22 protein-coding genes are annotated in these 19,419 nt (G+C 72.4%); 10 read left to right on the forward strand and 12 right to left on the reverse strand.

The features are described from left to right. Positions 1-150: 150 nt before the first annotated feature. Positions 151-741 (reverse strand): TetR/AcrR family transcriptional regulator, encoded by a 591-nt coding sequence (locus tag R2740_RS03400; protein WP_371301288.1) that lies wholly within the window; start codon positions 739-741, stop codon positions 151-153. A gap of 106 nt (positions 742-847) precedes the next feature. On the opposite strand from R2740_RS03400, the gene R2740_RS03405 reads away from it, so the two are divergent. Next, the gene (locus R2740_RS03405) at positions 848-1,309 is read left to right on the forward strand and encodes a hotdog fold domain-containing protein (protein ID WP_371301289.1); all 462 of its coding nucleotides are present in this window, start codon (positions 848-850) and stop codon (positions 1,307-1,309) included. Positions 1,310-1,327: 18 nt separating this feature from the next. On the opposite strand, the gene R2740_RS03410 is transcribed toward R2740_RS03405, so the two are convergent. Further along, positions 1,328-1,456: a hypothetical protein gene (locus tag R2740_RS03410; RefSeq protein WP_371301290.1), complete on the reverse strand. Its 129-nt coding sequence runs from the start codon at positions 1,454-1,456 to the stop codon at positions 1,328-1,330. Between the two features lie 75 nt (positions 1,457-1,531). Between R2740_RS03410 and R2740_RS03415 the strand changes: the two genes are divergently transcribed. Together R2740_RS03415 and miaB are read left to right on the forward strand one after the other, a co-directional pair. Beyond that, a complete protein-coding gene (locus R2740_RS03415; protein WP_371301291.1) occupies positions 1,532-2,404 on the forward strand; it encodes a GNAT family N-acetyltransferase in 873 nt (290 codons plus the stop codon). A gap of 54 nt (positions 2,405-2,458) precedes the next feature. Beyond that, entirely contained in the window at positions 2,459-3,937 is a 1,479-nt protein-coding gene (miaB, locus tag R2740_RS03420) for a tRNA (N6-isopentenyl adenosine(37)-C2)-methylthiotransferase MiaB (RefSeq protein ID WP_371301292.1), read from the forward strand. A gap of 7 nt (positions 3,938-3,944) precedes the next feature. Here miaB and R2740_RS03425 read toward each other — a convergent pair whose 3' ends face one another. From R2740_RS03425 to R2740_RS03450, 6 genes are all read right to left on the reverse strand, one after another. After that, positions 3,945-4,718, reverse strand: coding sequence for an amino acid ABC transporter permease (locus R2740_RS03425; RefSeq protein ID WP_371301293.1), 774 nt, complete (start codon positions 4,716-4,718; stop codon positions 3,945-3,947). A gap of 53 nt (positions 4,719-4,771) precedes the next feature. Beyond that, positions 4,772-5,449, reverse strand: a complete 678-nt coding sequence (locus R2740_RS03430; protein ID WP_371301294.1) for an amino acid ABC transporter permease — start codon at positions 5,447-5,449, stop codon at positions 4,772-4,774. Positions 5,450-5,548: 99 nt separating this feature from the next. Continuing rightward, positions 5,549-6,436 (reverse strand): glutamate ABC transporter substrate-binding protein, encoded by an 888-nt coding sequence (locus R2740_RS03435; protein WP_371301295.1) that lies wholly within the window; start codon positions 6,434-6,436, stop codon positions 5,549-5,551. A gap of 83 nt (positions 6,437-6,519) precedes the next feature. After that, the gene (locus tag R2740_RS03440) at positions 6,520-7,296 is read right to left on the reverse strand and encodes an amino acid ABC transporter ATP-binding protein (protein WP_371301296.1); all 777 of its coding nucleotides are present in this window, start codon (positions 7,294-7,296) and stop codon (positions 6,520-6,522) included. Positions 7,297-7,354: 58 nt separating this feature from the next. Then, the gene (locus tag R2740_RS03445; RefSeq protein WP_371301643.1) at positions 7,355-7,813 is read right to left on the reverse strand and encodes an NUDIX domain-containing protein; all 459 of its coding nucleotides are present in this window, start codon (positions 7,811-7,813) and stop codon (positions 7,355-7,357) included. Beyond that, positions 7,810-8,010 (reverse strand): antitoxin, encoded by a 201-nt coding sequence (locus tag R2740_RS03450; protein ID WP_371301297.1) that lies wholly within the window; start codon positions 8,008-8,010, stop codon positions 7,810-7,812. Before R2740_RS03450 ends, R2740_RS03445 begins: the two co-directional genes overlap by 4 nt. Before the next feature lie 60 nt (positions 8,011-8,070). On the opposite strand from R2740_RS03450, the gene miaA reads away from it, so the two are divergent. From miaA to R2740_RS03465, 3 genes are all read left to right on the forward strand, one after another. Beyond that, on the forward strand, positions 8,071-8,997 hold the full coding sequence (miaA, locus tag R2740_RS03455; RefSeq protein WP_371301298.1) for a tRNA (adenosine(37)-N6)-dimethylallyltransferase MiaA: 927 nt from the start codon (positions 8,071-8,073) through the stop codon (positions 8,995-8,997). Positions 8,998-9,104: 107 nt separating this feature from the next. Next, entirely contained in the window at positions 9,105-9,917 is an 813-nt protein-coding gene (gene dapF / locus R2740_RS03460; RefSeq protein ID WP_371301299.1) for a diaminopimelate epimerase, read from the forward strand. 26 nt (positions 9,918-9,943) lie between these two features. Beyond that, positions 9,944-10,720: an SDR family NAD(P)-dependent oxidoreductase gene (locus tag R2740_RS03465; protein WP_371301300.1), complete on the forward strand. Its 777-nt coding sequence runs from the start codon at positions 9,944-9,946 to the stop codon at positions 10,718-10,720. Positions 10,721-10,918: 198 nt separating this feature from the next. On the opposite strand, the gene R2740_RS03470 is transcribed toward R2740_RS03465, so the two are convergent. Beyond that, a complete protein-coding gene (locus R2740_RS03470; RefSeq protein WP_371301301.1) occupies positions 10,919-11,644 on the reverse strand; it encodes a nucleoside/nucleotide kinase family protein in 726 nt (241 codons plus the stop codon). 89 nt (positions 11,645-11,733) lie between these two features. Between R2740_RS03470 and R2740_RS03475 the strand changes: the two genes are divergently transcribed. Continuing rightward, positions 11,734-12,090: an ArsR/SmtB family transcription factor gene (locus R2740_RS03475; protein ID WP_371301302.1), complete on the forward strand. Its 357-nt coding sequence runs from the start codon at positions 11,734-11,736 to the stop codon at positions 12,088-12,090. Next, positions 12,087-12,569: an SRPBCC domain-containing protein gene (locus R2740_RS03480; RefSeq protein ID WP_371301303.1), complete on the forward strand. Its 483-nt coding sequence runs from the start codon at positions 12,087-12,089 to the stop codon at positions 12,567-12,569. Before R2740_RS03475 ends, R2740_RS03480 begins: the two co-directional genes overlap by 4 nt. An 18-nt stretch (positions 12,570-12,587) precedes the next feature. Here R2740_RS03480 and R2740_RS03485 read toward each other — a convergent pair whose 3' ends face one another. Both R2740_RS03485 and R2740_RS03490 read right to left on the reverse strand, forming a co-directional pair. Continuing rightward, the gene (locus R2740_RS03485) at positions 12,588-15,062 is read right to left on the reverse strand and encodes an FAD-dependent oxidoreductase (RefSeq protein WP_371301304.1); all 2,475 of its coding nucleotides are present in this window, start codon (positions 15,060-15,062) and stop codon (positions 12,588-12,590) included. A gap of 119 nt (positions 15,063-15,181) precedes the next feature. Then, positions 15,182-15,724: a TIGR03086 family metal-binding protein gene (locus tag R2740_RS03490; protein WP_371301305.1), complete on the reverse strand. Its 543-nt coding sequence runs from the start codon at positions 15,722-15,724 to the stop codon at positions 15,182-15,184. Between the two features lie 51 nt (positions 15,725-15,775). Between R2740_RS03490 and R2740_RS03495 the strand changes: the two genes are divergently transcribed. Both R2740_RS03495 and hflX read left to right on the forward strand, forming a co-directional pair. Next, positions 15,776-16,606: a helix-turn-helix domain-containing protein gene (locus R2740_RS03495; RefSeq protein ID WP_371301306.1), complete on the forward strand. Its 831-nt coding sequence runs from the start codon at positions 15,776-15,778 to the stop codon at positions 16,604-16,606. Positions 16,607-16,648: 42 nt separating this feature from the next. Next, positions 16,649-18,169, forward strand: coding sequence for a GTPase HflX (hflX, locus tag R2740_RS03500; RefSeq protein WP_371301307.1), 1,521 nt, complete (start codon positions 16,649-16,651; stop codon positions 18,167-18,169). Between the two features lie 4 nt (positions 18,170-18,173). Here the strand turns inward: hflX and R2740_RS03505 are convergent, their stop codons facing one another. Beyond that, on the reverse strand, positions 18,174-19,391 hold the full coding sequence (locus R2740_RS03505) for an AGE family epimerase/isomerase (protein ID WP_371301308.1): 1,218 nt from the start codon (positions 19,389-19,391) through the stop codon (positions 18,174-18,176). Positions 19,392-19,419: the final 28 nt, after the last annotated feature.

Here is a 19,419-nt window from a genome sequence, read left to right on the forward strand (position 1 = left end):
TCGGCGCCGTGGCGGTCGTCGTCGGTAGCCCCCCGGTGGCCCGGAGTCGCCAGGAGCGGCAGCGGGGCCAGGTCTGCTCACCAGCACCGAGTCGCGTGCCCGAGCCGTCGTACCCCATGGGACGGCTCGGCGCGCGACTCGGTGGTTTCGTCAGCCGCTGAGGCCGGGGTCGGTCTCCAGGCTGGACAGCCCGTTCCACGCCATGTTGACCAGGTGGGCGGAGACCACCCGCCGGTCCGGCTCACGGGTGTCGAGCCACCAGAGGCCCACCTGGCTGCCCATGCCGATCAGCATCTGCGAGTAGAGCGGAGCCATCCGCGGGTCGAGCCCGTGCTGCTCGAAGCCCTCGGTGAGCAGGCCCTCCACCCGGTCGGCGAGGTTGCCCATGATCGACTGGAAGGTCGCGTTGCTGGCGTCCCGCGGGGTGTCCCGGACCAGGATGCGGAAGCCGCTGGGCCGCTGCTCGATGTAGTCGAGCAGCGCGTTGGCGGCCAGCTCGAGCACCTCGCGGCCCACGCCCGCGGTCAGCGGGCCGGTCATCCGCTCGAGCAGGAGGTCGACCTCGTGGTCCACGACAGCGGAGTAGAGCCCCTCCTTGCCGCCGAAGTGCTCATAGACCACCGGCTTGGAGACCCTCGCCCGGGCGGCGATGTCCTCGATGGCGGCGCCGTCGTAGCCGCGCTCGGAGAACACCGCGCGCGCCACGTCGATGAGCTGGTCGCGGCGCTCGGCCGCGGGCATTCTCGCCCGGGGAGCGGCCCCCGAACCGGTGCGCCCCGTCCCCCTTTTGTCGTGTGACACGGCGGTATTACACCCCACCTGAGTTACTCACTGGTAACATCGGCGCGTGCCTCCCGTCCTGCGCCTGTGGCAACGGTGTGGCCGAGTGCCTCGCGGTGCCTGGCTGTTCTCCTGGCTCTTCGGTCGCAAGGCCCCCTACTTCGCCAGCATCCGGCCGCGGTTCACCGTCGTCGAGCCGCACCATGTCGAGCTGGTCATCCCCGACCGGCGTCGGGTCCACAACCACCTCGGCACCATCCACGCCATCGCGCTGTGCAACGGACTCGAGGCGGCCATGGGGGCGCTCGCGGAGGTGTCGATCCCGCGCGACAAGCGCTGGATACCGAAGGGGATGGAGGTGTCCTACACCGCGAAGGCCGACTCCCCGGTCACCTGCGTCGCCGAGACGACGCCCGAGCAGTGGGCCGCGGACGAGCCCGACCTGCCGGTGCGGGTGCGCGGCGTGCGCGAGGACGGCACCGTCGTCATCGAGGGCGTCATCCACCTCTGGGTGACGCCCCGACGCTGACGACGGGCGGCGACCCGGTCAGCGTCGCCGTTCGCCGCGGGTGACCGCGAGGGTCACGCCGAGGGCGACCGCGCCACTGCCCACCGACAGCACCGAGCCGTCGGACCACGCCGACAGGGTCGAGTTGCGCGACTGGTAGGACCACATGCTCCCGAGCCTAGGCGGTGCCGGCCCGACCCCGTCGCGGTCGCGGGTCCGGCCGGGTCCTGGGAGACTCGGCCGATGAGGTTCTCACCCATGGCCACCGACGACTACGTCGCCTTCGCCTCGGCCCGCCGCCCCCGGGTCGACCTCGGTGTGCTTCGCACCTCCGCGGACCCCGAGTCGGTCCACGAGCTGGTGCTGCTGGCGGGGGAGGTGGACGGCGAGACCGTGGCCGCCGGCATGTCGGGACGGTTCCCGGGGATGCCCGCGACGCGGCGCTACGTCGACGTCACGTCCCGGCATTCGGGACGCGGCTGGGGCGGCCTCATGCACCACGAGCTGCTCGCCGGACTGCCCGACGAGGTCGAGGAGCAGGTGGGCTCGGTCCAGGACGACGACCCGGCGGCGCTGGCGGTCGCCGGGCACTGGGGCTACCAGGTCTCGCAGCACTCGCTGACCGTCGAGCTCGACCTGTCCGGCGCCGCCGAGCCGGAGGTGCCGCCGGGGGTGACCCTGCTGGCCTGCGACGACCTGCGGTTCGATGACGAGGACGCCGTCGAGGCGATGCTCCTCGCGAGCCAGACCAACCCGGAGTTCGAGCTCGGGCTGGTGCTGACCCTCGACCGGCTCCGCTCCAACGTCGCCACCGGTCAACGGCCGGTCGCGGTGCTGGCGCGACTCGACGGGCGGCCGGCCGCGCTCGCCTACGCCATCGCCGACGGCGACCACATGCACGTGGTCTACACCGGCGTGGACCGGGAGATGCGCGGCCACGGGCTCGCGATGCTCACCAAGCGGCTGCTGCACGCGCGCGCCGCGACCCTCGGCATCAGGACCGCGATCACCGACAACGAGGAGGGCAACCTCGGCATCCGGCGGGTCAACGAGGAGCTCGGCTATCGGCACACCCGCGGCGAGTACTGGCTGAGGCGGCGCTCCGCCCGCCAGTGAGGGGCTCGCGGGTTCACGCCCGGCGCGCGTGGCGCCGTACGCTTGACGACTGTCATGAGCAACCACGTCGCGCCGCGCACCTACGAGGTCCGCACCTACGGGTGCCAGATGAACGTCCACGACTCCGAGCGGCTGACCGGGCTGCTGGAGGAGGCGGGCTACGTCGCCGCGGCCACCGACGAACAGGCCGATGTCGTCGTCTTCAACACCTGCGCGGTGCGGGAGAACGCCGACAACCGGCTCTACGGCAATCTGGGTCACCTGGCGCCGGTGAAGGCGCAGCGCCCCGGCATGCAGATCGCCGTCGGCGGCTGCCTGGCGCAGAAGGACCGCGCCACCATCACCCGCAGGGCGCCGTGGGTCGACGTGGTCTTCGGCACCCACAACATCGGCTCGCTGCCGGTGCTGCTCGAGCGCGCCCGCGTCCAGCAGGAGGCCCAGGTCGAGATCCTGGAGTCGCTCGAGGTGTTCCCCTCGACGCTGCCGACCCGCCGCGAGTCGGCGTACGCCGCCTGGGTGAGCGTGTCGGTCGGCTGCAACAACACCTGCACGTTCTGCATCGTCCCGAGCCTGCGCGGCAAGGAGAAGGACCGTCGGCCCGGCGAGATCCTGGCCGAGGTCGAGGCGCTGGTCGCCGAGGGCGTCACCGAGATCACCCTGCTCGGGCAGAACGTCAACTCCTACGGCGTGGAGTTCGGCGACCGGCAAGCCTTCTCGAAGCTGCTGCGGGCCTGCGGCGACGTGGCGGGGCTGGAGCGGGTCCGCTTCACCTCGCCGCACCCGGCGGAGTTCACCGACGACGTCATCGAGGCGATGGCGCAGACGCCCAACGTCATGCACTCGCTGCACATGCCGCTGCAGTCGGGCTCCGACCGCATCCTCAAGGCGATGCGGCGGTCCTACCGGCAGGCGCGCTACCTCGGCATCATCGACCGGGTGCGCGCCGCGATGCCCGACGCCGCGATCACCACCGACATCATCGTCGGCTTCCCCGGGGAGACCGAGGAGGACTTCGAGGCGACGCTCGACGTGGTCCGGCAGGCGCGCTTCGCGGGCGCCTTCACGTTCCAGTACTCCAAGCGACCTGGTACGCCGGCCGCCGAGCTGCCCGACCAGGTGCCGGCCGAGGTCGTGCAGGAGCGCTACGAGCGCCTGGTCACCCTGGTCAACCAGATCACCTGGGAGGAGAACCAGCGCCTGGTGGGCTCCCGCCTGGAGCTGATGGTCGCCGAGGGCGAGGGGCGCAAGGACGGCGCCACGCACCGGATGTCGGGCCGGGCCCCGGACAACCGTCTCGTGCACTTCACCCCCGACGGCGCCGAGGGTGTGCGGCCCGGCGACATGGTCACCGTCGAGGTGACCTACGCCGCCCCGCACCACCTGGTGGCCGACGGCCCGGTGCTGGCCGTGCGACGCACCCGGGCGGGTGACGCGTGGGAGGGCCGGACGGCCGCTCCGTCGTCAGCCGTCGGGCTGGGCATGCCCGGCCTCGGCGCGCCCGAGCCGCTGCCGGAGGCGCCCGCCTGCGGCTGAGGTCGCCTCAGGCGCCGGTGTCCGCCTCCAGCGGGTCGCCGGCGACCGCGGCGCTGCGGCGGCTCCTGCTCATCCTGGCCTGCACCCAGATCGCCAGCCGGGACAGCGAGTAGTTGAGGATGATGAAGATCGCCGCGCCGACCGACAGCGGGAGCACGTAGACGTGGAAGTACAGCACGATGTTGCGGGCCTGTGCGACCAGGTCGAAGTAGCCCACGATCGTGCCCAGCGCCGTGTCCTTGAGCACGATCACGCACTGGCTGATGATCGCCGGCAGCATGATCGCGATCGCCTGGGGGAACTGCACCAGCCGGAGCACCTGGCCCTTGCGCAGCCCGATGGCGTAGGCCGCCTCCGCCTGGCCCGACGGCACGGCCTGGACGCCGGCGCGGAACACCTCGGCCAGCACCGAGCCGTTGTAGAGGGTCAGGGCGACCACCAGGCTCCAGTAGAGCTGGTGGAGCAGGCCGAAGTAGACGAACATGATGAGCAGCAGCAGCGGCACCGCACGGAAGAACTCCGTGAACAGCCAGGCGGGCCAGCGCACCCAGGCGTGGTCGGACAGTCGCGCCGCGGCCAGCAGGGCGCCGAGGGCGATCGCCAGCACGATCGCGGTGCCGGCGGCCTTCAACGTGTCCAGCAGGCCCATCCAGTAGGCGCGCCAGATGTTCGGCTGGGCCATGCCCTCCCAGATGTCGCGGTCGAACTCGCCCGCTCGGGCCAGCTTCCACACCACCCAGGCGGCGATCGCCGCCATGATCCCGGCCGCAACGATGGTCATGGTGCGATGGCGCGCTCGAGCGACGGGGCCCGGGGTGTCGAAGAGGACGCTGCTCATCGCAGCACCACCAGTCGCCGCTCGAGCAGGTTGCCGGCCAGGGAGATCGCCATCACGATCAGGACATAGCCGGCCGCGATCCCGATGAAGATGAACCACAGGTCGGAGGCGTACTGGTTGCCGAGCTTGCGCATGTAGTAGGCGGCGTCGGGCACTCCGAAGATCGCCACCACGCTGGTGTTCTTCGCGAGCGCGATGTAGGTGCTCGTCAGCGGCGGGATCACCGCGCGGAAGGCCTGGGGGAGGACCACCTCGCGCAGCGAGAGGGTGAAGCCCATGCCGATCGCACGGGCGGCCTCGGCCTGGCCGAGCGCGACCGAGTTGACGCCGGATCGCACGGCCTCACAGACGAAGGCCGCGGTGTAGAAGCTGAGCCCGAGGGTGGCGAGGACGAACTGGCTGGTGAACGTGCGGAACCCGACGTCGATGTCGACCTTGAGGCCGAGGATCGGCATCACCCCGCTGGTCATCGCCAGGATCAGCACCAGCGGCGTGTTGCGGAAGACGTTGACGTAGCTGGTGCCGACGGCTCGCAGCGTCGGGATCGGCGAGACCCGGAACGACGCCAGCAGCGTGCCCATCACCGTCGAGAGGATGGCGGAGAAGAACAGCAGCCACAGCGTGGTCGCGAAGCCGCTCCAGATCGTCGCGAAGTTGTCGATGAAGGTCTGCACACGTGCCTCCTCTCGTCCCGGTGGTCAGCTCAGTGACGCGGCGTCCGGTCCCGTGGCCGGGCCTGCGGCGCAGGCCCGGCCACGGCGACCCGTGTCGGCTCAGCCGGTGAAGCAGGCGTCGTCGAGGGTCGGCGTCGACGGCGCGTCCACCCCCGACTCACCGAGCGTGGTGTCGAACGCCTCGGCCCAGGTGCCGTCGTCGAAGGAGGTCTGCAGGGTCTCCTTCAGGAAGTCGCACATCGCCTGGTCGCCGTGCTTGAAGCCGATGCCGTAGCGCTCGGTGCTGAACGGCTCGCCCACGACCTCGATCTCGTCGGGGTGGTCGGCGGCGTAGCCCAGCAGGATCGCGCCGTCGGTGGTCACCGCGTCGACGGTGCCGTTGATCAGCTGGTCGACGCACTCGGAGTAGGTGTCGTAGGGCACCGGGCTGGCGCCGTACTCGTCCTCCATGCGCTGCAGGGACGTGGACCCGGTCACCGAGCAGACCTTCTTGCCGGCGGTGTCCTCGGGGGTGGTGATCGAGTCGGCGTCCTCGGTGCGGACCAGCAGCTGCTGCCCGGTCTCGTAGTAGGGCCCGGCCTGGCCGACCTCGGTGCGGCGGTCGTCGGTGATGGAGTACGACGCCACGACGAGGTCGACGGTCCCGTCCTTGAGGAACGGCTCGCGGTTGTCGGAGACGGTCTGCTTCCAGGTGATGCCGTCGTCGCTGATGCCGAGCGCCGCGGCCACGATCCGCCCCATCTCGACGTCGAAGCCCTCGGGCGCGTCCGCGCCGGGTGCGAGGAAGCCCAGCCCGGGCTGGTCGTACTTCACGCCGATCGTGATCTCGCCGGCGTCGGCCAGCGTGGCCATCGTGCTGCCCGCCTCGAACTCGGGGTTGTCCGCCACCTTCACGTCGGTCCCGCCACCCCCGTCGTCGCCGCAGCCGGCCAGGGCGGCGGCCAGTGCCACGGCCGCCAGGGTTCCGGTGATCTTCGTCAGTCGCATGGGTTCGTCTCCTCGTTCACGTGTGGTCGTCTCGCGTGCTCACGCTGGGCTGGTCGGCCTCGGGTGGATCAGGTGTGCGCCCCCTAGTGCTTCAGGATCTTGCCGAGGAAGTCCTTGGCGCGGTCGGACTGCGGGTTGGTGAAGAACTCGTCGGGAGTGTTCTCCTCCACGATCTGGCCATCGGCCATGAAGACGACCCGGTCGGCCGCGGTGCGGGCGAAGCCCATCTCGTGGGTGACGACGACCATGGTCATGCCGCCCTGGGCCAGGTCGACCATGACGTCGAGGACCTCCTTGATCATCTCCGGGTCCAGCGCCGACGTGGGCTCGTCGAAGAGCATCACCTTGGGCTCCATGGCCAGCGCCCGCGCGATGGCCACGCGCTGCTGCTGTCCGCCCGAGAGCTGCGCGGGATACTTGTCGGACTGCGCATCCACGCCGACCCGCTCGAGGAGGGTGCGCGCGCGCTCCTCGGCCTCCTTGACCGGCTTCTTGCGGACCTTGATCGGCCCCAGCGTGACGTTCTCGAGGATCGTCTTGTGGGCGAACAGGTTGAAGCTCTGGAAGACCATCCCGACCTCGGCGCGCAGGTCGGCGAGTGCCTTGCCCTCCTCGGGGAGCGGCTGGCCGTCGAGGGTGATCGAGCCCTTCTCGAAGGTCTCGAGACGGTTGATGGTGCGGCACAGCGTGGACTTGCCGGAGCCCGAGGGGCCGATGACCACGACGACCTCGCCGTGGCCGATCGTGAGGTTGATGTCCTGGAGGACATGAAGGTCGCCGAACCACTTGTTGACGCCGTCGAGGACCACCAGGGCCTCCCGCTGGGATGCCTCGGTCTGGTCGGCTGCCCGAACAGTCATGCGCTTCACCCAAACACAGGTGAGCGGATCGGGCAACGTCGAGACGGTCGGAGAGGGGTCAGAACCCGAACGTCGAGTACGCCGGCAGCGGCGGGCCGCTCAGCGAGCGCAGCACCACCAGCTCGTGCGGCACCACCGGGTCGGGGAGGTCGACGAGCGGGCACCAGCGGAGCTCGGCGCACTTGGCCGGCTCCATGATCCGCGGCTCCCCGCGCCAGGATCGCGCGGTGAAGAAGAAGTCGATGCGCTCGTCGATCGGGTCGGCGTGGCGGGTGCGCTGCATCGCGGTGACGAACGCCAGGTCGACGTCGTGGACGTCGATCTCCTCGACGGCCTCACGCGCCGCTGCGTCGAAGGCGGTCTCGCCACGCTCCACGTGGCCCGCGGCCGCCGCGGCCCAGTGGTCGTCCATGTAGCCGGTGTGCCGCCGCAGCTGGAGCAGCACCTCGGTCCCGGCCGCCCCCTCGCGCAGGAGGAAGACGTAGGCGGCCGGGACGACGACGAAGCGACCGCTCAGAGGTCGTCGTTCTTGCCGTCGAGCGCGTCGAGGGCGTCCTTGGCCTTCTCGGCGCCCATCTCGATCTTGTCGTCGAACTTGCCGCCGGTCTTGTCCTCGATGAGCTCAGCGGCCTTGTCGATGCCCTCGGAGACCTTGTCACCGTGCTCGTCGACGAGGTCGCCGAGCTTGTCCTTGGCGTCGTCCAGGAATCCCATCAACCCTCCTCCGTCGGCCCCGCCCGTGTGCAGGGGTCGCTGTCGGGAAGACTAGCCCGCATGTCCGCCCCGGCCGCCGCCCCACCCATCGTGGCGGTGGTGGGCGCGACGGCCTCCGGCAAGAGCGGGCTGGCCCTCGATCTCGCGGAGCGTCTCGGCGGCGAGATCGTCAACACCGATGCGATGGCGGTCTATCGCGGCATGGACGTCGGCACCGCCAAGCAGCCGGTCGACGAGCGCCGCGGTGTGCCGCATCACCTGCTCGACCTGCTCGAGGTGACCGAGCCGCTCACCGTCGCCGACTTCCAGGGCCGCGCGCGGGCGGTGGTGGCCGGGCTCCGCCGCCGAGGGGTCACGCCCGTGCTGGTCGGCGGCTCGGCGCTCTACACGCGGGCGGTCCTGGACCGGTTCGAGTTCCCGGGCACCGACGCGCACGTCCGGGCTCGGTGGGAGGCCGAGCTGGCCGAGGTGGGCGCACCCGCTCTCCATGAGCGGCTCCGCGACGTCGACCCCGAGGCGGCCGGGCGGATCCTCCCCGACAACGGCCGCCGGATCGTGCGTGCGCTGGAGGTGGTCGAGCTGACCGGTCGGCCCTTCTCCGCCTCGCTGCCGCGCCTGGAGTACGCCGACCCCGCGACCGTGCAGATCGGGGTCGACATCGACCGACCCACCCTGGACGCGCGGATCGAGGCGCGGGTCGAGGCGATGTTCGGGGCCGGCCTCGTCGCGGAGGTACGCCGGCTCCGGGAGGCGGGTCTCGACGAGGGGCGCACCGCGCGGGAGGCGATCGGCTATCGCCAGGTGTCGGCGTACCTCCGGGGCGAGTGCGGTCTCGAGGCGGCCCGTGACGACACCGTGCGCGCCACTCGCCGCTTCGCCCGCCGCCAGGACTCGTGGTTCCGCAAGGACCCCCGCATCCACTGGGTGCGCTTCGACGACCCCGAACGCCTCTCCCGCGCCGTCTCGTTCGTCAGCGCGGGCAGCTAGGTGGTGCGAGACCCGGCGGTCGTCGCCGCCGTCGGCCCGTTTCCCGCGCCGGGTGACCGGCGCCGAGGAGGAGGGTGGATCCGGGGTCGGCTGGCAGACTGGACGCCGTGAGCTACCCGTTCCTCAAGGGCCACGGCACGGAGAACGACTTCGTGCTGCTGCCCGACGCCGACGGCAGCGTCCACGGTGACCTCAGCCCCGAGCGGGTGCGGGCGCTGTGCGACCGGCGAGCCGGCATCGGCGGCGACGGCGTGCTGCGGGTGGTGCGGTCGGCCGCCGTCGACGCGTCGGTGGAGGCGGAGTGGTTCATGGACTACCGCAACGCCGACGGCTCGGTGGCCGAGATGTGCGGCAACGGGATCAGGGTGTTCGCCCGCTACCTCGTGGACGCCGGGCTGGTCTCGAGCAAGGACTTCCCGGTCGGCACCCGCGACGGGCTCAAGCAGGTCAGCGTCGACGGGGAGCTTGTCACCGTCGACATGGGGACGCCGGTGATCGGGCGCGACACCTGGGTGCGTGTGGGTCGCGGCACACCCCAGGCGGCGCTCCAGGTGACCACCGGCAACCCGCACGCCGTGACCTGGGTCGACGACGTGGCGCAGGCGGGACCGCTCCGGGAGCCGCCCGACGTCGACGGCGAGCTCTACCCCGACGGCGTCAACGTCGAGTTCGTGGTGCGCCGCGGCGCGCGACATCTCGCCATGCGGGTCCACGAGCGCGGTTCGGGGGAGACCCGGTCGTGCGGCACCGGTGCCTGCGCGGCGATGGTGGCGACCGCGGCCGTCGACGGGGTGCCACTCGGGACGGCGTACCGCATCGACGTCCCGGGTGGAGAGCTGTCGGTGACGTGGACCGAGGACGACCGGCTGCTCCTCACCGGCCCCGCCGTCCTGGTTGCCGAGGGCAGCACCGACCTCTGAGACCCGCGCGGCCTATGCTCGCCGGCATGGAGATCGCAGGAACCTCGGCCCTGGTCACCGGCGGCGCCTCCGGCATCGGTGCCGGCGTCGCCCGAGCCCTGGCGGCCCGCGGCGCGACGGTGGTCGTGGCCGACCTCCAGGCCGAGAAGGGTGAGGCGCTGGCGGCCGAGATCGGTGGGGTGTTCGCCCGCGTCGACGTGACCGACTCCGCCTCGATCCGGGCGGCCGTCGAGCAGGCCGCCGCGCTCGGGCCGCTCCGCGCCCTGGTGTGCTCCGCCGGCATCGGCTGGGCGCAGCGCACCATCGGCCGGGACGGCGAGTTCGACTCGGCCCACGACCTGGAGGCGTTCCGACGGGTGGTCGCGATCAACCTGGTCGGCACCTTCGACACGGTCCGGCTGGCGGCCACGGCGATGAGCCGGCTGGAGCCCACCGAGTCGGGGGAGCGCGGCGCCATCGTCAACATCGCGAGCGTCGCGGCCTTCGACGGGCAGATCGGTCAGGCGGCCTACGCCGCGTCCAAGGGGGGTCTCGTGGGTCTGACGCTGCCCGTGGCCCGCGACCTCGCCGCCGCCGGCATCCGGCTCACCACGGTCGCGCCCGGGCTGGTGGACACGCCGATCTATGACTTCGCCGAGGACGCCGAGGAGTTCAAGGCCAAGCTCGGCGAGAGCGTGCTCTTCCCGCGGCGGCTGGGGCGCCCCGAGGAGCTGGCGTCGATGGTCGTCGAGTGCCTGACCAACCCCTACATGAACGGTGAGGTCGTGCGCGTCGACGGCGGCATCCGGATGCCTCCGAAGTAGCCGCGCCTGCTCGCCCGCGGCGCGTGTGTCCGAGCCGTCGTGGTCTCCGCGGGCCGGGACACACGACCCGGGTGTGGGGGGGGTTGTGTGTCTGAGCCGTCGTGGTCTCCGCGGGCCCGGACACACGACCCGGGTGTGGCGGGGGTTGTGTGTCCGAGCCGTCGTGGTCTCCGCGGGCCGGGACACACGACCCAGTGGTCAGCCGCCGGGCCGCCAGTCCGTCAGGTCCAGCCTGAGGTCCGCGCGCACGGCGCCGGCCGCCGCCAGGCGCGCGTTGGGCTGGTCGACGCTCTCGACCCAGGCGCGAGCGGCCTCGGGCGACTTGCCGAACCGCACGTGGCGCGCCACCAGTCGCTCCAGGCGGACGTGGTCGTCGACGGTGGCGAACCACACCTGGTCGAGCTGCGCGCGAGCCGCCGCCCACTCGGGGCTGTCGAGCAGCAGGTAGTTGCCCTCGGTCACCACGGTGGTCACGGTCGGCGGCACCGGGATCGCGCCGGCCAGCGGCTGCTCCAGGTCGCGTTCGAACGCCGGCGCCATCACCAGCTCGCCGGGTGCCGGTCGCCGCAGCCGGGCCAGCAGGGCGGCGTACCCCCAGCCGTCGAAGGTCTCGGGTGCTCCCTTGCGCTCCAGCAGCCCCCGGCGATGCAGCTCGACGTCGGCGAGGTGGAAGCCGTCCATGGGGACGACCACCGCATCCTCGAGCAGGGCGGCCACCGCGGCGGCCAGCGTCGACTTGCCGGCCCCCGGCGCGCCCACGATGCCCAGGATCCGGCGCCGCGGGCGGTCGTGCCACTCCTGCGGCGCCGTGGGGTCGTCCGCGGTGGTCGAGGACCGCGCGGGCGCCCTGGCCACCGCGGCGGTGACGAGGGGGCTCAGCTCCCGCCCGTCTGCCGACAGCCGCACGACGTCCACGTCGCGCATCCTGCCAGCCCTGCGCTCCACGGAGGGCTTGACGCCCTCTCGGGCACCGGCTAATTTAACGACATCGTTAATTAATCAGGAGCGCAAGTATGGCGACCGACCAGCTGAGCCAGGTGTTCGCGGCGCTGGCCGACCCGACGCGGCGGGCGATGCTCGAGAGGTTGGGGCAGGGCACGCTCACGGTCACCCAGCTGGCCGAGCCGTTCCCGATCAGCCTGCCCGCGATCTCGCGCCACCTGAAGGTGCTCGAGGAGGCCGGCCTGGTCAGCCGGGACCGCCGGGCGCAGTGGCGTCCCAGCTCGCTTCGGGGCGAGAGCCTCGCCGAAGCGCGTGCCTGGATGGACGGCCTGCTCGGCCCCTGGGACCACCGGATGGACCGACTCGCCGACCATCTCGCGCGGCGCCGTACGACGACCGCCACCACCCGAGGAAAGGACACACCATGACCGAGCTCTCCGAGATCCACCTCAGCCGCTACTTCGACGCCACTCCGGCGGAGGTCTACCAGGCCTTCGTCGACCCCGAGCAGCTCGGCCAGTGGTTCGGGCCGCTGGCCTACCACTGCCCGGCCGGGGAGATCGACGTCGACGCCCGGGTCGGCGGTCACTGGCGGCTGATGATGGTCGCCAACCACGACCACGAGCAGCGCAACCCGGTCAGCGCGACGCTGATCGAGGTGGTGCCCGACCGGCTGCTCGTCGGCTACGACATCGTGCGCGACTTCCCCGGCCTGGAGGACGGCGCCAAGGTCACGATGAGCGTCGAGCTGCGCCCCGAGGGCGAGGGCACCCGCTTGGAGCTCCGACAGGGCCCCTTCCCGGAGATGCTGATCGGGCACGCCTCGACCGGCTGGAACCAGTCGTTCCACAAGCTCGACGGGCTGTTCGCCTCCCCGGCTCCGTTCCGCCCGGGCAGCTCCTCCTAGGCGTCCGACGGCGCAGGCTCAGGCGCGCACCCGGGCGGAGGAGGGGTCGTAGAACGGGCGCAGCGACACCTCCGCCGCATGCCTGACGCCGGCGACGTCGACGGCCCACTCGCCGGCGGCCAGCCAGTCGGCGGACACCAGCCCGTCGCCGGCCGACACGAAGGCCAGCGCCACCGCGGCGCCGACCGTCCAGCCGTACGACGCGGCTCGGACGTAGCCCACCGGCACGCCCGAGCGATAGACCACCTCCGCGTGGAAGAGCAGGGGCCCGGGGTCGGTCAGCCGCAGCTGCACCAGCCGCTGGCTCATCCCCCCTCGGGCGGTGTTCGCCTCCCGGCGCGCGACCAGCGCCTGCTTGCCGCGGAAGTCGGTGTCCCACGCGACCGCGAACCCCAGGCCGACCTCCAGCGGACAGTCGGTGTTGTCGATGTCGTGCCCGAAGTCGCGGTAGCCCTTCTCCATCCGCAGGGAGGCCAGGGACTTCAGGCCCACCGGCGCGACGTCGTACGCCGACCCGGCGGCGAGCACCGCGTCGTAGACCGTGAGCGCGTCCTCCGCGGCGACGTAGAGCTCGTAGCCCAGCTCGCCGAGGTAGGTGATGCGGGCGCAGAGGACCTCGACGCCGGCCACCGAGATCCGCCGGGCGGTCCGGAACGGCCAGGCCGCGGTCGACAGGTCGGCCGTGGTCAGCCCGCCGAGCAGCTCGCGTGAGCGTGGCCCCTGCACGTTGAGCTGCGCCATCTCGGCGGTGACGTCGCGCACCGTCGCGGCGGCCGACCCGATGCCGCGCCGCAGCTGGTCGAGCACGGCACCCGCGGCGGTGTCGGAGGCGACGACCAGGAACCGGTCGGCGGCCAGCTTGGTGACGGTGAGGTCGGCGGTGATCCGCCCGTCGTCGTCGAGCCACTGGGTGTAGGTGATCGTCTCGGCCGGTCCGTCGACCGCACCGGCCGAGAGCAGGTCGAGCACCCGCCCGGCGTCGGCGCCCTCGACGAGGTACTTCGCCATGAAGCTCATGTCCATCAGCCCGACGCCCTCGCGGACGACGCGGTGCTCCTCGCGCCAGCGGTCGAACCAGGGCGCGTGCCCCCAGGTCGGCGTGGCCTCGGGGGTCGCCCCCGGCCCGGCGAACCAGTCGGCGCCCTCCCATCCGGACACCTCGCGCATCAGGCCGCCGGCGGCCACCAGCCGGTCGTGCACGGGGGAGAGGAGCGCGTCGCGTGCGGTGTGCAGCTGCTTGCCCGGGGTGTGCGCGGCGTAGACGGTGCCGAGGATCTCGGTGGTGCGAGCGGCGCGGTAGCCGTCGTCGGCCTGGTAGGCCGCGAACCGGCGTACGTCGAAACCGGTGACGTCGACGTCGGGGCGCCCGTCGACGATCCAGTGCGCGACGACGCGGCCGAGCCCGCCGGCGGACAGCACGCCCACGGAGTTCATGCCGGCGGCGACGAAGTAGCCGCGGATGCCCGGCGCCTCGCCGACCGCCGGGGCCAGGTCGGGGGTGAACGACTCCGGACCGCAGAAGAAGGTGCGGACGCCCACCTCCATGGTGATCGGCACCCTCGCCATCGCGGTCTCCACGAAGGGCGCCATCCGGTCCCAGTCGGGCTGCAGGGTGCCGAAGGAGAAGTCGCGCGGGATGCCCTCGACCTTCCAGGCGGCGGCGCGCGGCTCGAAGAGGCCGACCATCATGCCGCCGCCCTCCTCGCGGTAGTAGCCGTGGGCGGCCGGGTCCTCGAAGATCGGCGCCTCGGGGTCCATCCCCTCGATCGCGTCGGTGATCAGGTAGTAGTGCTCGGCGGCCTGGTTGGGCACCACCAGGCCGCTCTGTGCCGCGAGCTCGCGAGCCCACATGCCGGTGGCGTTGACGACGACCTCGCACTCGACGTCGCCCGCGGCGGTGCGGACGCCGGTCACGCTGCTGATCTCACCGGCCTGGGCGGTCAGCACCTCCTCGACCGAGACCCCCTCCACGACGCGGACGCCGAGCTGTCGCGCGCCCTTGGCCAGCGCGGCGGTCAGGTCGACCGGGTTGACCCGTCCGTCGCCCGGCACATGGAAGCCGGCGAGCAGGTCGTCGGTCCTCGCCCACGGGAAGAGGTCGCTCATCTCCCGCGGCGAGATCTCGTGGACCTCGAGACCGAGGTGGCGCTGGAAGGCGGCGACGCGTCGGTACTCCTCGAGCCGGTCGGCGTCGGCTGCGGCCTCGATCAGCCCGACCGGCTTGAACCCGGTCGCCTGGCCGGTCTCGGCCTCCAGGCGGGCGTAGAGGTCGCGGGAGTAGAGCCGGATGCCGGTGTTGGTCTCCGAGGTGGAGCCGAAGCAGGTCATCAGGCCGGCGGCGTGCCAGGTGGTGCCCGAGGTCAGCCGGTCGCGTTCGAGCAGGACGACGTCGGTCCAGCCCTCGTGGGCGAGGTGGTAGGCGATCGAGCAGCCGATCACGCCGCCGCCGATGATCACGACACGGGCACGGCTGGGCAGGTCTGCGGAGGGCACGGCGACACGCTAGTGCCCGTGGGGGCGGCCGGTGGCGGGGTGGTGACGCCTCCGAGGAGCGAAATCGCCCATTTCCGGCCGACAATGAGCAAAGTGGCGCCTCGGAGGCGCGAAATCCCTCAGCCCCGGCGGCCCAGCAACGCCAGCACCCGGGTCTGCTCGGAGGACCCCTCGGGGGCGTCGAGGGCCGGCTTGCAGATGCCCTCGGCATAGAGCTGGTCGCCGAAGGTGGCGAGCTGGCTCTCCACGAAGGCGGTCTCCGCGTCGGTCCAGGTGACCTCCTGCCCGACGGCGCGGCCGAGGTCCCAGCGGTGGACGACGAGGTCCCAGCCGTAGAAATCGCGCAGGGTGTCGGCCAGCGTGGTCGGCCCGAAGTAGCCGTCGTACGCCGCGGTGGCCAGGGCCTCGTCGGCCAGCACCTCGCGGACGGCGGCGTCGTGGGCCGCCCAACGCTCGGCCGGCCCACCCTGAGGGGCGTCGGGCAGCGCCACCCCGCGCTGGGCCAGGAAGTCGCGCTGGGTGTCGACGACGTGCTGGACGACGTCGGCGGCCGCCCAGCCCTCGCAGGGGCTCGGCGAGTCCCACCGGTCCTCGGGGACGGCAGCGACCAGCGCGGTGAAGGTGTCGGCGTTGGCGAGGTGGTCGGCGATGCGCTGGTCCATGGGACCGATCGTGCCCGCCGGATGTCGGCGCGGCTTGAAAGAATCCGACACATGGTGAGCGACGACCCGGTCGAACGCGCCCACCTGCGTGACGCCGCGGGCTACTCGCCACCGATCGACCGGTTCGCCGCCTCGCCGGACGTCGCCGGCGTGGTGCGCCGCTTCTGGGTGCCGGTGTGGGCGCTGCCGGCCGGACTGACGTCCGTGCAGCGGGTGCTGCAGTACCCCGTCTGCCAGCTGGTCGTCGCGCCCGACTACGCCCGCCTGGTGGGGCCGCGGCTCGGGATGTCGACGCGGGAGCTGTCCGGGTCGGGGTGGGCGTTCGGCACGATGCTGCAGCCCGCTGCGGGCGCGCTGCTGCTGGGCGCGCCGATGCGGACCCTCGTCGACCGTGATCTCGACCTGGACGGCGTGGCCCGCCTCGACGGCGGCGCCCTTGCGACCGGCGTACGCCGGCTGCTCGAGCGTGACCCCGGCGACCCGCAGGCCCAGGCGGCAGCCGCCGGCCTGGTCCAGGACGCGCTGCGCGGGCTGCTGCCCGTCGACGCGGAGGGGCTTCTCGTCAACGAGCTGGTCGCCTGGGTCGAGGCGCGGCCCGGCATCGCCCGGGTGGGGGAGCTGTGCGACCGCTTCGCCATGACCGAGCGGTCGCTGCAGCGCGTCTGCGCACGACGGATCGGGCTGTCTCCCAAGTGGCTGATCCAGCGACGACGGCTCCACGAGGCCGCGGGTCGACTCGCTGACCCGGACCGGCCGAGCCTGACCGAGCTGGCCGCGTCGCTGGGCTATGCCGACCAGGCCCATTTCGTCCGCGACTTCCGGGCCGTGACCGGTCTGACGCCGGGGGAGTACGCCGCCGAGCCGCGGCCGGGCGGCCGTTAAGGACTCGCGTGTGCGCAGAGGCCCACCTACCCTGGACGGCGTATGACGAACGCACCTGACTTCAACCTGTCCGCCGAGCTCGACGCGACCCGCGGGTGGGACGACACCGACGACTCCGACATCGAGCTCGACGACGGCTTCGAGAGCGGCTACGCCGACGACGCCGGGCTCGGCGACGACCCCGAGCTCGCCGACGGACTGACCACCGGCGAGCAGGACCTGGCCGAGCGCTACGCGCTGCGCCGGGTCGCCGGCCTGTCGACCGAGCTCCACGACATCACCGAGGTGGAGTACCGCCAGCTGCGGCTGGAGCGGGTCGTGCTGGTCGGGGTGTGGACCGAGGGCACCGTCACCGACGCGGAGAACCACCTCGCCGAGCTGGCCCTGCTGGCGGAGACCGCCGGCTCGGAGGTGCTCGACGCGATCTACCAGCGACGCAGCTCGCCCGACCCGGCGACGTACGTCGGCCGCGGCAAGGTGGAGGGGATCCGCGAGATCGTGCAGGCGACCGGCGCCGACACCGTGATCTGCGACGGCGAGCTGGCGCCGAGCCAGCTGCGCAACCTGGAGGATCGGCTCAAGGTCAAGGTCGTCGACCGGACCGCGCTGATCCTCGACATCTTCGCCCAGCACGCGAAGTCCAAGGAGGGCCAGGCCCAGGTCGAGCTGGCCCAGCTGAACTACATGAAGCAGCGGCTGCGCGGCTGGGGCGGCAACCTGTCCCGCCAGGTCGGCGGCCGGGTGGCCGGCGGTGCCGGCATCGGCGGCCGAGGCCCCGGTGAGACCAAGATCGAGACCGACCGCCGCCGGATCAACACCAAGATCGCCAAGCTGCGCCGCCAGCTCGCCGACATGAAGGGCACCCGCGACGTGAAGCGGCAGGAGCGTCGCCGTCACCACGTGCCGAGCGTCGCGATCGCGGGCTACACCAACGCCGGCAAGTCCTCCCTCCTCAACCGGCTCACCGGCGCCGGCGTCCTCGTCGAGGACGCGCTGTTCGCGACCCTCGACCCGACCACCCGGCGGACCACCACCGCCGACGGGCGGGTCTACACCATGAGCGACACCGTCGGGTTCGTCCGGCACCTGCCGCACCAGCTGGTCGAGGCGTTCCGCTCCACCTTGGAGGAGGTGGCCGACGCCGACCTCGTGCTGCACGTCGTCGACGGCTCCCACCCCGACCCGGAGAGCCAGATCGCCGCCGTGCGCGAGGTGTTCGCCGAGATCGGCGCGTCCGGGGTCCCGGAGATCATCGTCATCAACAAGGCCGACCTCGCCGACCCGCTGGTGATCGCGCGACTGCGCCAGCGTGAGCCGCACTCCGTCGTGGTGTCCGCGAAGACCGGTGAGGGCATCACCGAGGCGCTGGCGATGATCGAGGGCGAGCTGCCGCGCCCCGGCGTGGAGTTCGCCGCACTGGTGCCCTACGACCGGGGCGACCTGGTCAACCGGCTCCACCAGAAGGCCGAGATCGACTCCCTCGAGCACACCGCCGACGGCACCCTGGTCCGTGGGCGTGCCCACGCCGACCTGGCCGGCGAGCTGGCGGCGTACGCCGTGTGAAGCATCAACCCCCACCCGCCAGCGCAGCAGCGAACGACGGCACCAGTGGCAGGTTCTCGACGAGCAGCGCCTGGTAGGCGTGGTAGACGTCCGGCTTGCCGGGCCACACCGTGGCGGCGGGCAGGTTGCCGGCGTCGAGCTCGTGGTGCCACGACCCGAGCGCCCGGTCGACCAGGTGGGCGTCGGCGTAGTCCCACCAGCGCGCCAGGTCGTCGGCGTACGCCGGGTCGCCGGTGACCTTGCGCAGCGCCTCGGCCGCGCCGATCGCCTCGCAGAGCACCCAGTGCATCCGTTGGCGTACGACGGCCGCCCCCGCCCAGTCGGTCGTGTAGACGAACCCGTCGGCGCCGTCGGCGGCCCAGCCGTCGGCGACCGCCCGGGCATAGAGCTCGACCGCGGCCCCGCGCAGCCCACCCGGCGCCGCGGTCCCCAGCGACGCCTCCACCGCCAGCAGCAGCCGCGCCCACTCCAGGCCGTGGCCGACCGTGGCTCCGTAGGGCCGGAACGGGTGCGCCGGCTGGTCGCGGTGGTGCTCGAGCATCGGCGCCCAGGAGGCGGTGAAGTGCTCCGGGATCCGCCACTGGTTCTCCGAGGCCCAGCCGACCACTCGCGCGGCGATCCGCCCGGCCCGCTCGTGCCACACCGCGTCGCCCGTCACGTCGCCGGCGGCGAGATAGGCCTCGACCGTGTGCATGTTGGCGTTGACGCCGCGGTAGTCGTCGAGCACCGTCCAGCCACGGTCCCACTCCTCCAGCGAGAGCCCGGCCTCGTCGTCCCAGAAGCGCCGCGCGGACACCGCCAGTGCGTCGCCGAGCAGCGACTCGGCACCCTCGACGCCGGCCGCGGCGGCCGACGAGGCGGCGAGCACCACGAAGGCGTGCCCGTAGGCCTGCTTGGCGTCGTCGGCCGGGCCGGAGCCGTCGACGGCGGCGAACCAGCCGTCGTACTCCCGGTCGCGCAGCGGTCCGGCCAGGGACCGTACGCCGTGGCGCGCGAGGTCGCCCAGCTCGTCGCCCGACGGGCCGCCGGGCTCGTCCGCGAGCAGGCCGAGCGCCGCGACGTGGGTCATCCGGCAGCTGATCCACAGCTCGACGGGTCGGTCCCGGGCCAGGGCGCCGTCGGCCTCCAGGTAGCCGAACCCCAGCGGGTGCCGAGCACCGGCCAGGAAGCGCAACAGCCCGGCGCGCTGGTCCGCGCGCCACGCGGAGGAGCCGGGGGTCACGGCCTCATCCTGACACCCTGCCGACACG

It is taken from the genome of Nocardioides sp. (assembly GCF_041393715.1).
In the GTDB taxonomy this organism is placed as follows: Bacteria; Actinomycetota; Actinomycetes; order Propionibacteriales; family Nocardioidaceae; genus Nocardioides.

Coding starts and splice junctions, on each gene's coding strand:
- R2740_RS03400 (WP_371301288.1), bottom strand. CDS start 741: ATGCCCGCGGCCGAGCGCCGCGACCAGCTCATCGACGTGGCGCGCGCG.
- R2740_RS03410 (WP_371301290.1), bottom strand. CDS start 1,456: ATGTGGTCCTACCAGTCGCGCAACTCGACCCTGTCGGCGTGGTCCGAC.
- R2740_RS03415 (WP_371301291.1), top strand. CDS start 1,532: ATGAGGTTCTCACCCATGGCCACCGACGACTACGTCGCCTTCGCCTCG.
- miaB (WP_371301292.1), top strand. CDS start 2,459: ATGAGCAACCACGTCGCGCCGCGCACCTACGAGGTCCGCACCTACGGG.
- R2740_RS03425 (WP_371301293.1), bottom strand. CDS start 4,718: ATGACCATCGTTGCGGCCGGGATCATGGCGGCGATCGCCGCCTGGGTG.
- R2740_RS03435 (WP_371301295.1), bottom strand. CDS start 6,436: ATGCGACTGACGAAGATCACCGGAACCCTGGCGGCCGTGGCACTGGCC.
- R2740_RS03440 (WP_371301296.1), bottom strand. CDS start 7,296: ATGACTGTTCGGGCAGCCGACCAGACCGAGGCATCCCAGCGGGAGGCC.
- R2740_RS03450 (WP_371301297.1), bottom strand. CDS start 8,010: ATGGGATTCCTGGACGACGCCAAGGACAAGCTCGGCGACCTCGTCGAC.
- miaA (WP_371301298.1), top strand. CDS start 8,071: ATGTCCGCCCCGGCCGCCGCCCCACCCATCGTGGCGGTGGTGGGCGCG.
- R2740_RS03465 (WP_371301300.1), top strand. CDS start 9,944: ATGGAGATCGCAGGAACCTCGGCCCTGGTCACCGGCGGCGCCTCCGGC.
- R2740_RS03470 (WP_371301301.1), bottom strand. CDS start 11,644: ATGCGCGACGTGGACGTCGTGCGGCTGTCGGCAGACGGGCGGGAGCTG.
- R2740_RS03475 (WP_371301302.1), top strand. CDS start 11,734: ATGGCGACCGACCAGCTGAGCCAGGTGTTCGCGGCGCTGGCCGACCCG.
- R2740_RS03480 (WP_371301303.1), top strand. CDS start 12,087: ATGACCGAGCTCTCCGAGATCCACCTCAGCCGCTACTTCGACGCCACT.
- R2740_RS03490 (WP_371301305.1), bottom strand. CDS start 15,724: ATGGACCAGCGCATCGCCGACCACCTCGCCAACGCCGACACCTTCACC.
- R2740_RS03495 (WP_371301306.1), top strand. CDS start 15,776: ATGGTGAGCGACGACCCGGTCGAACGCGCCCACCTGCGTGACGCCGCG.
- hflX (WP_371301307.1), top strand. CDS start 16,649: ATGACGAACGCACCTGACTTCAACCTGTCCGCCGAGCTCGACGCGACC.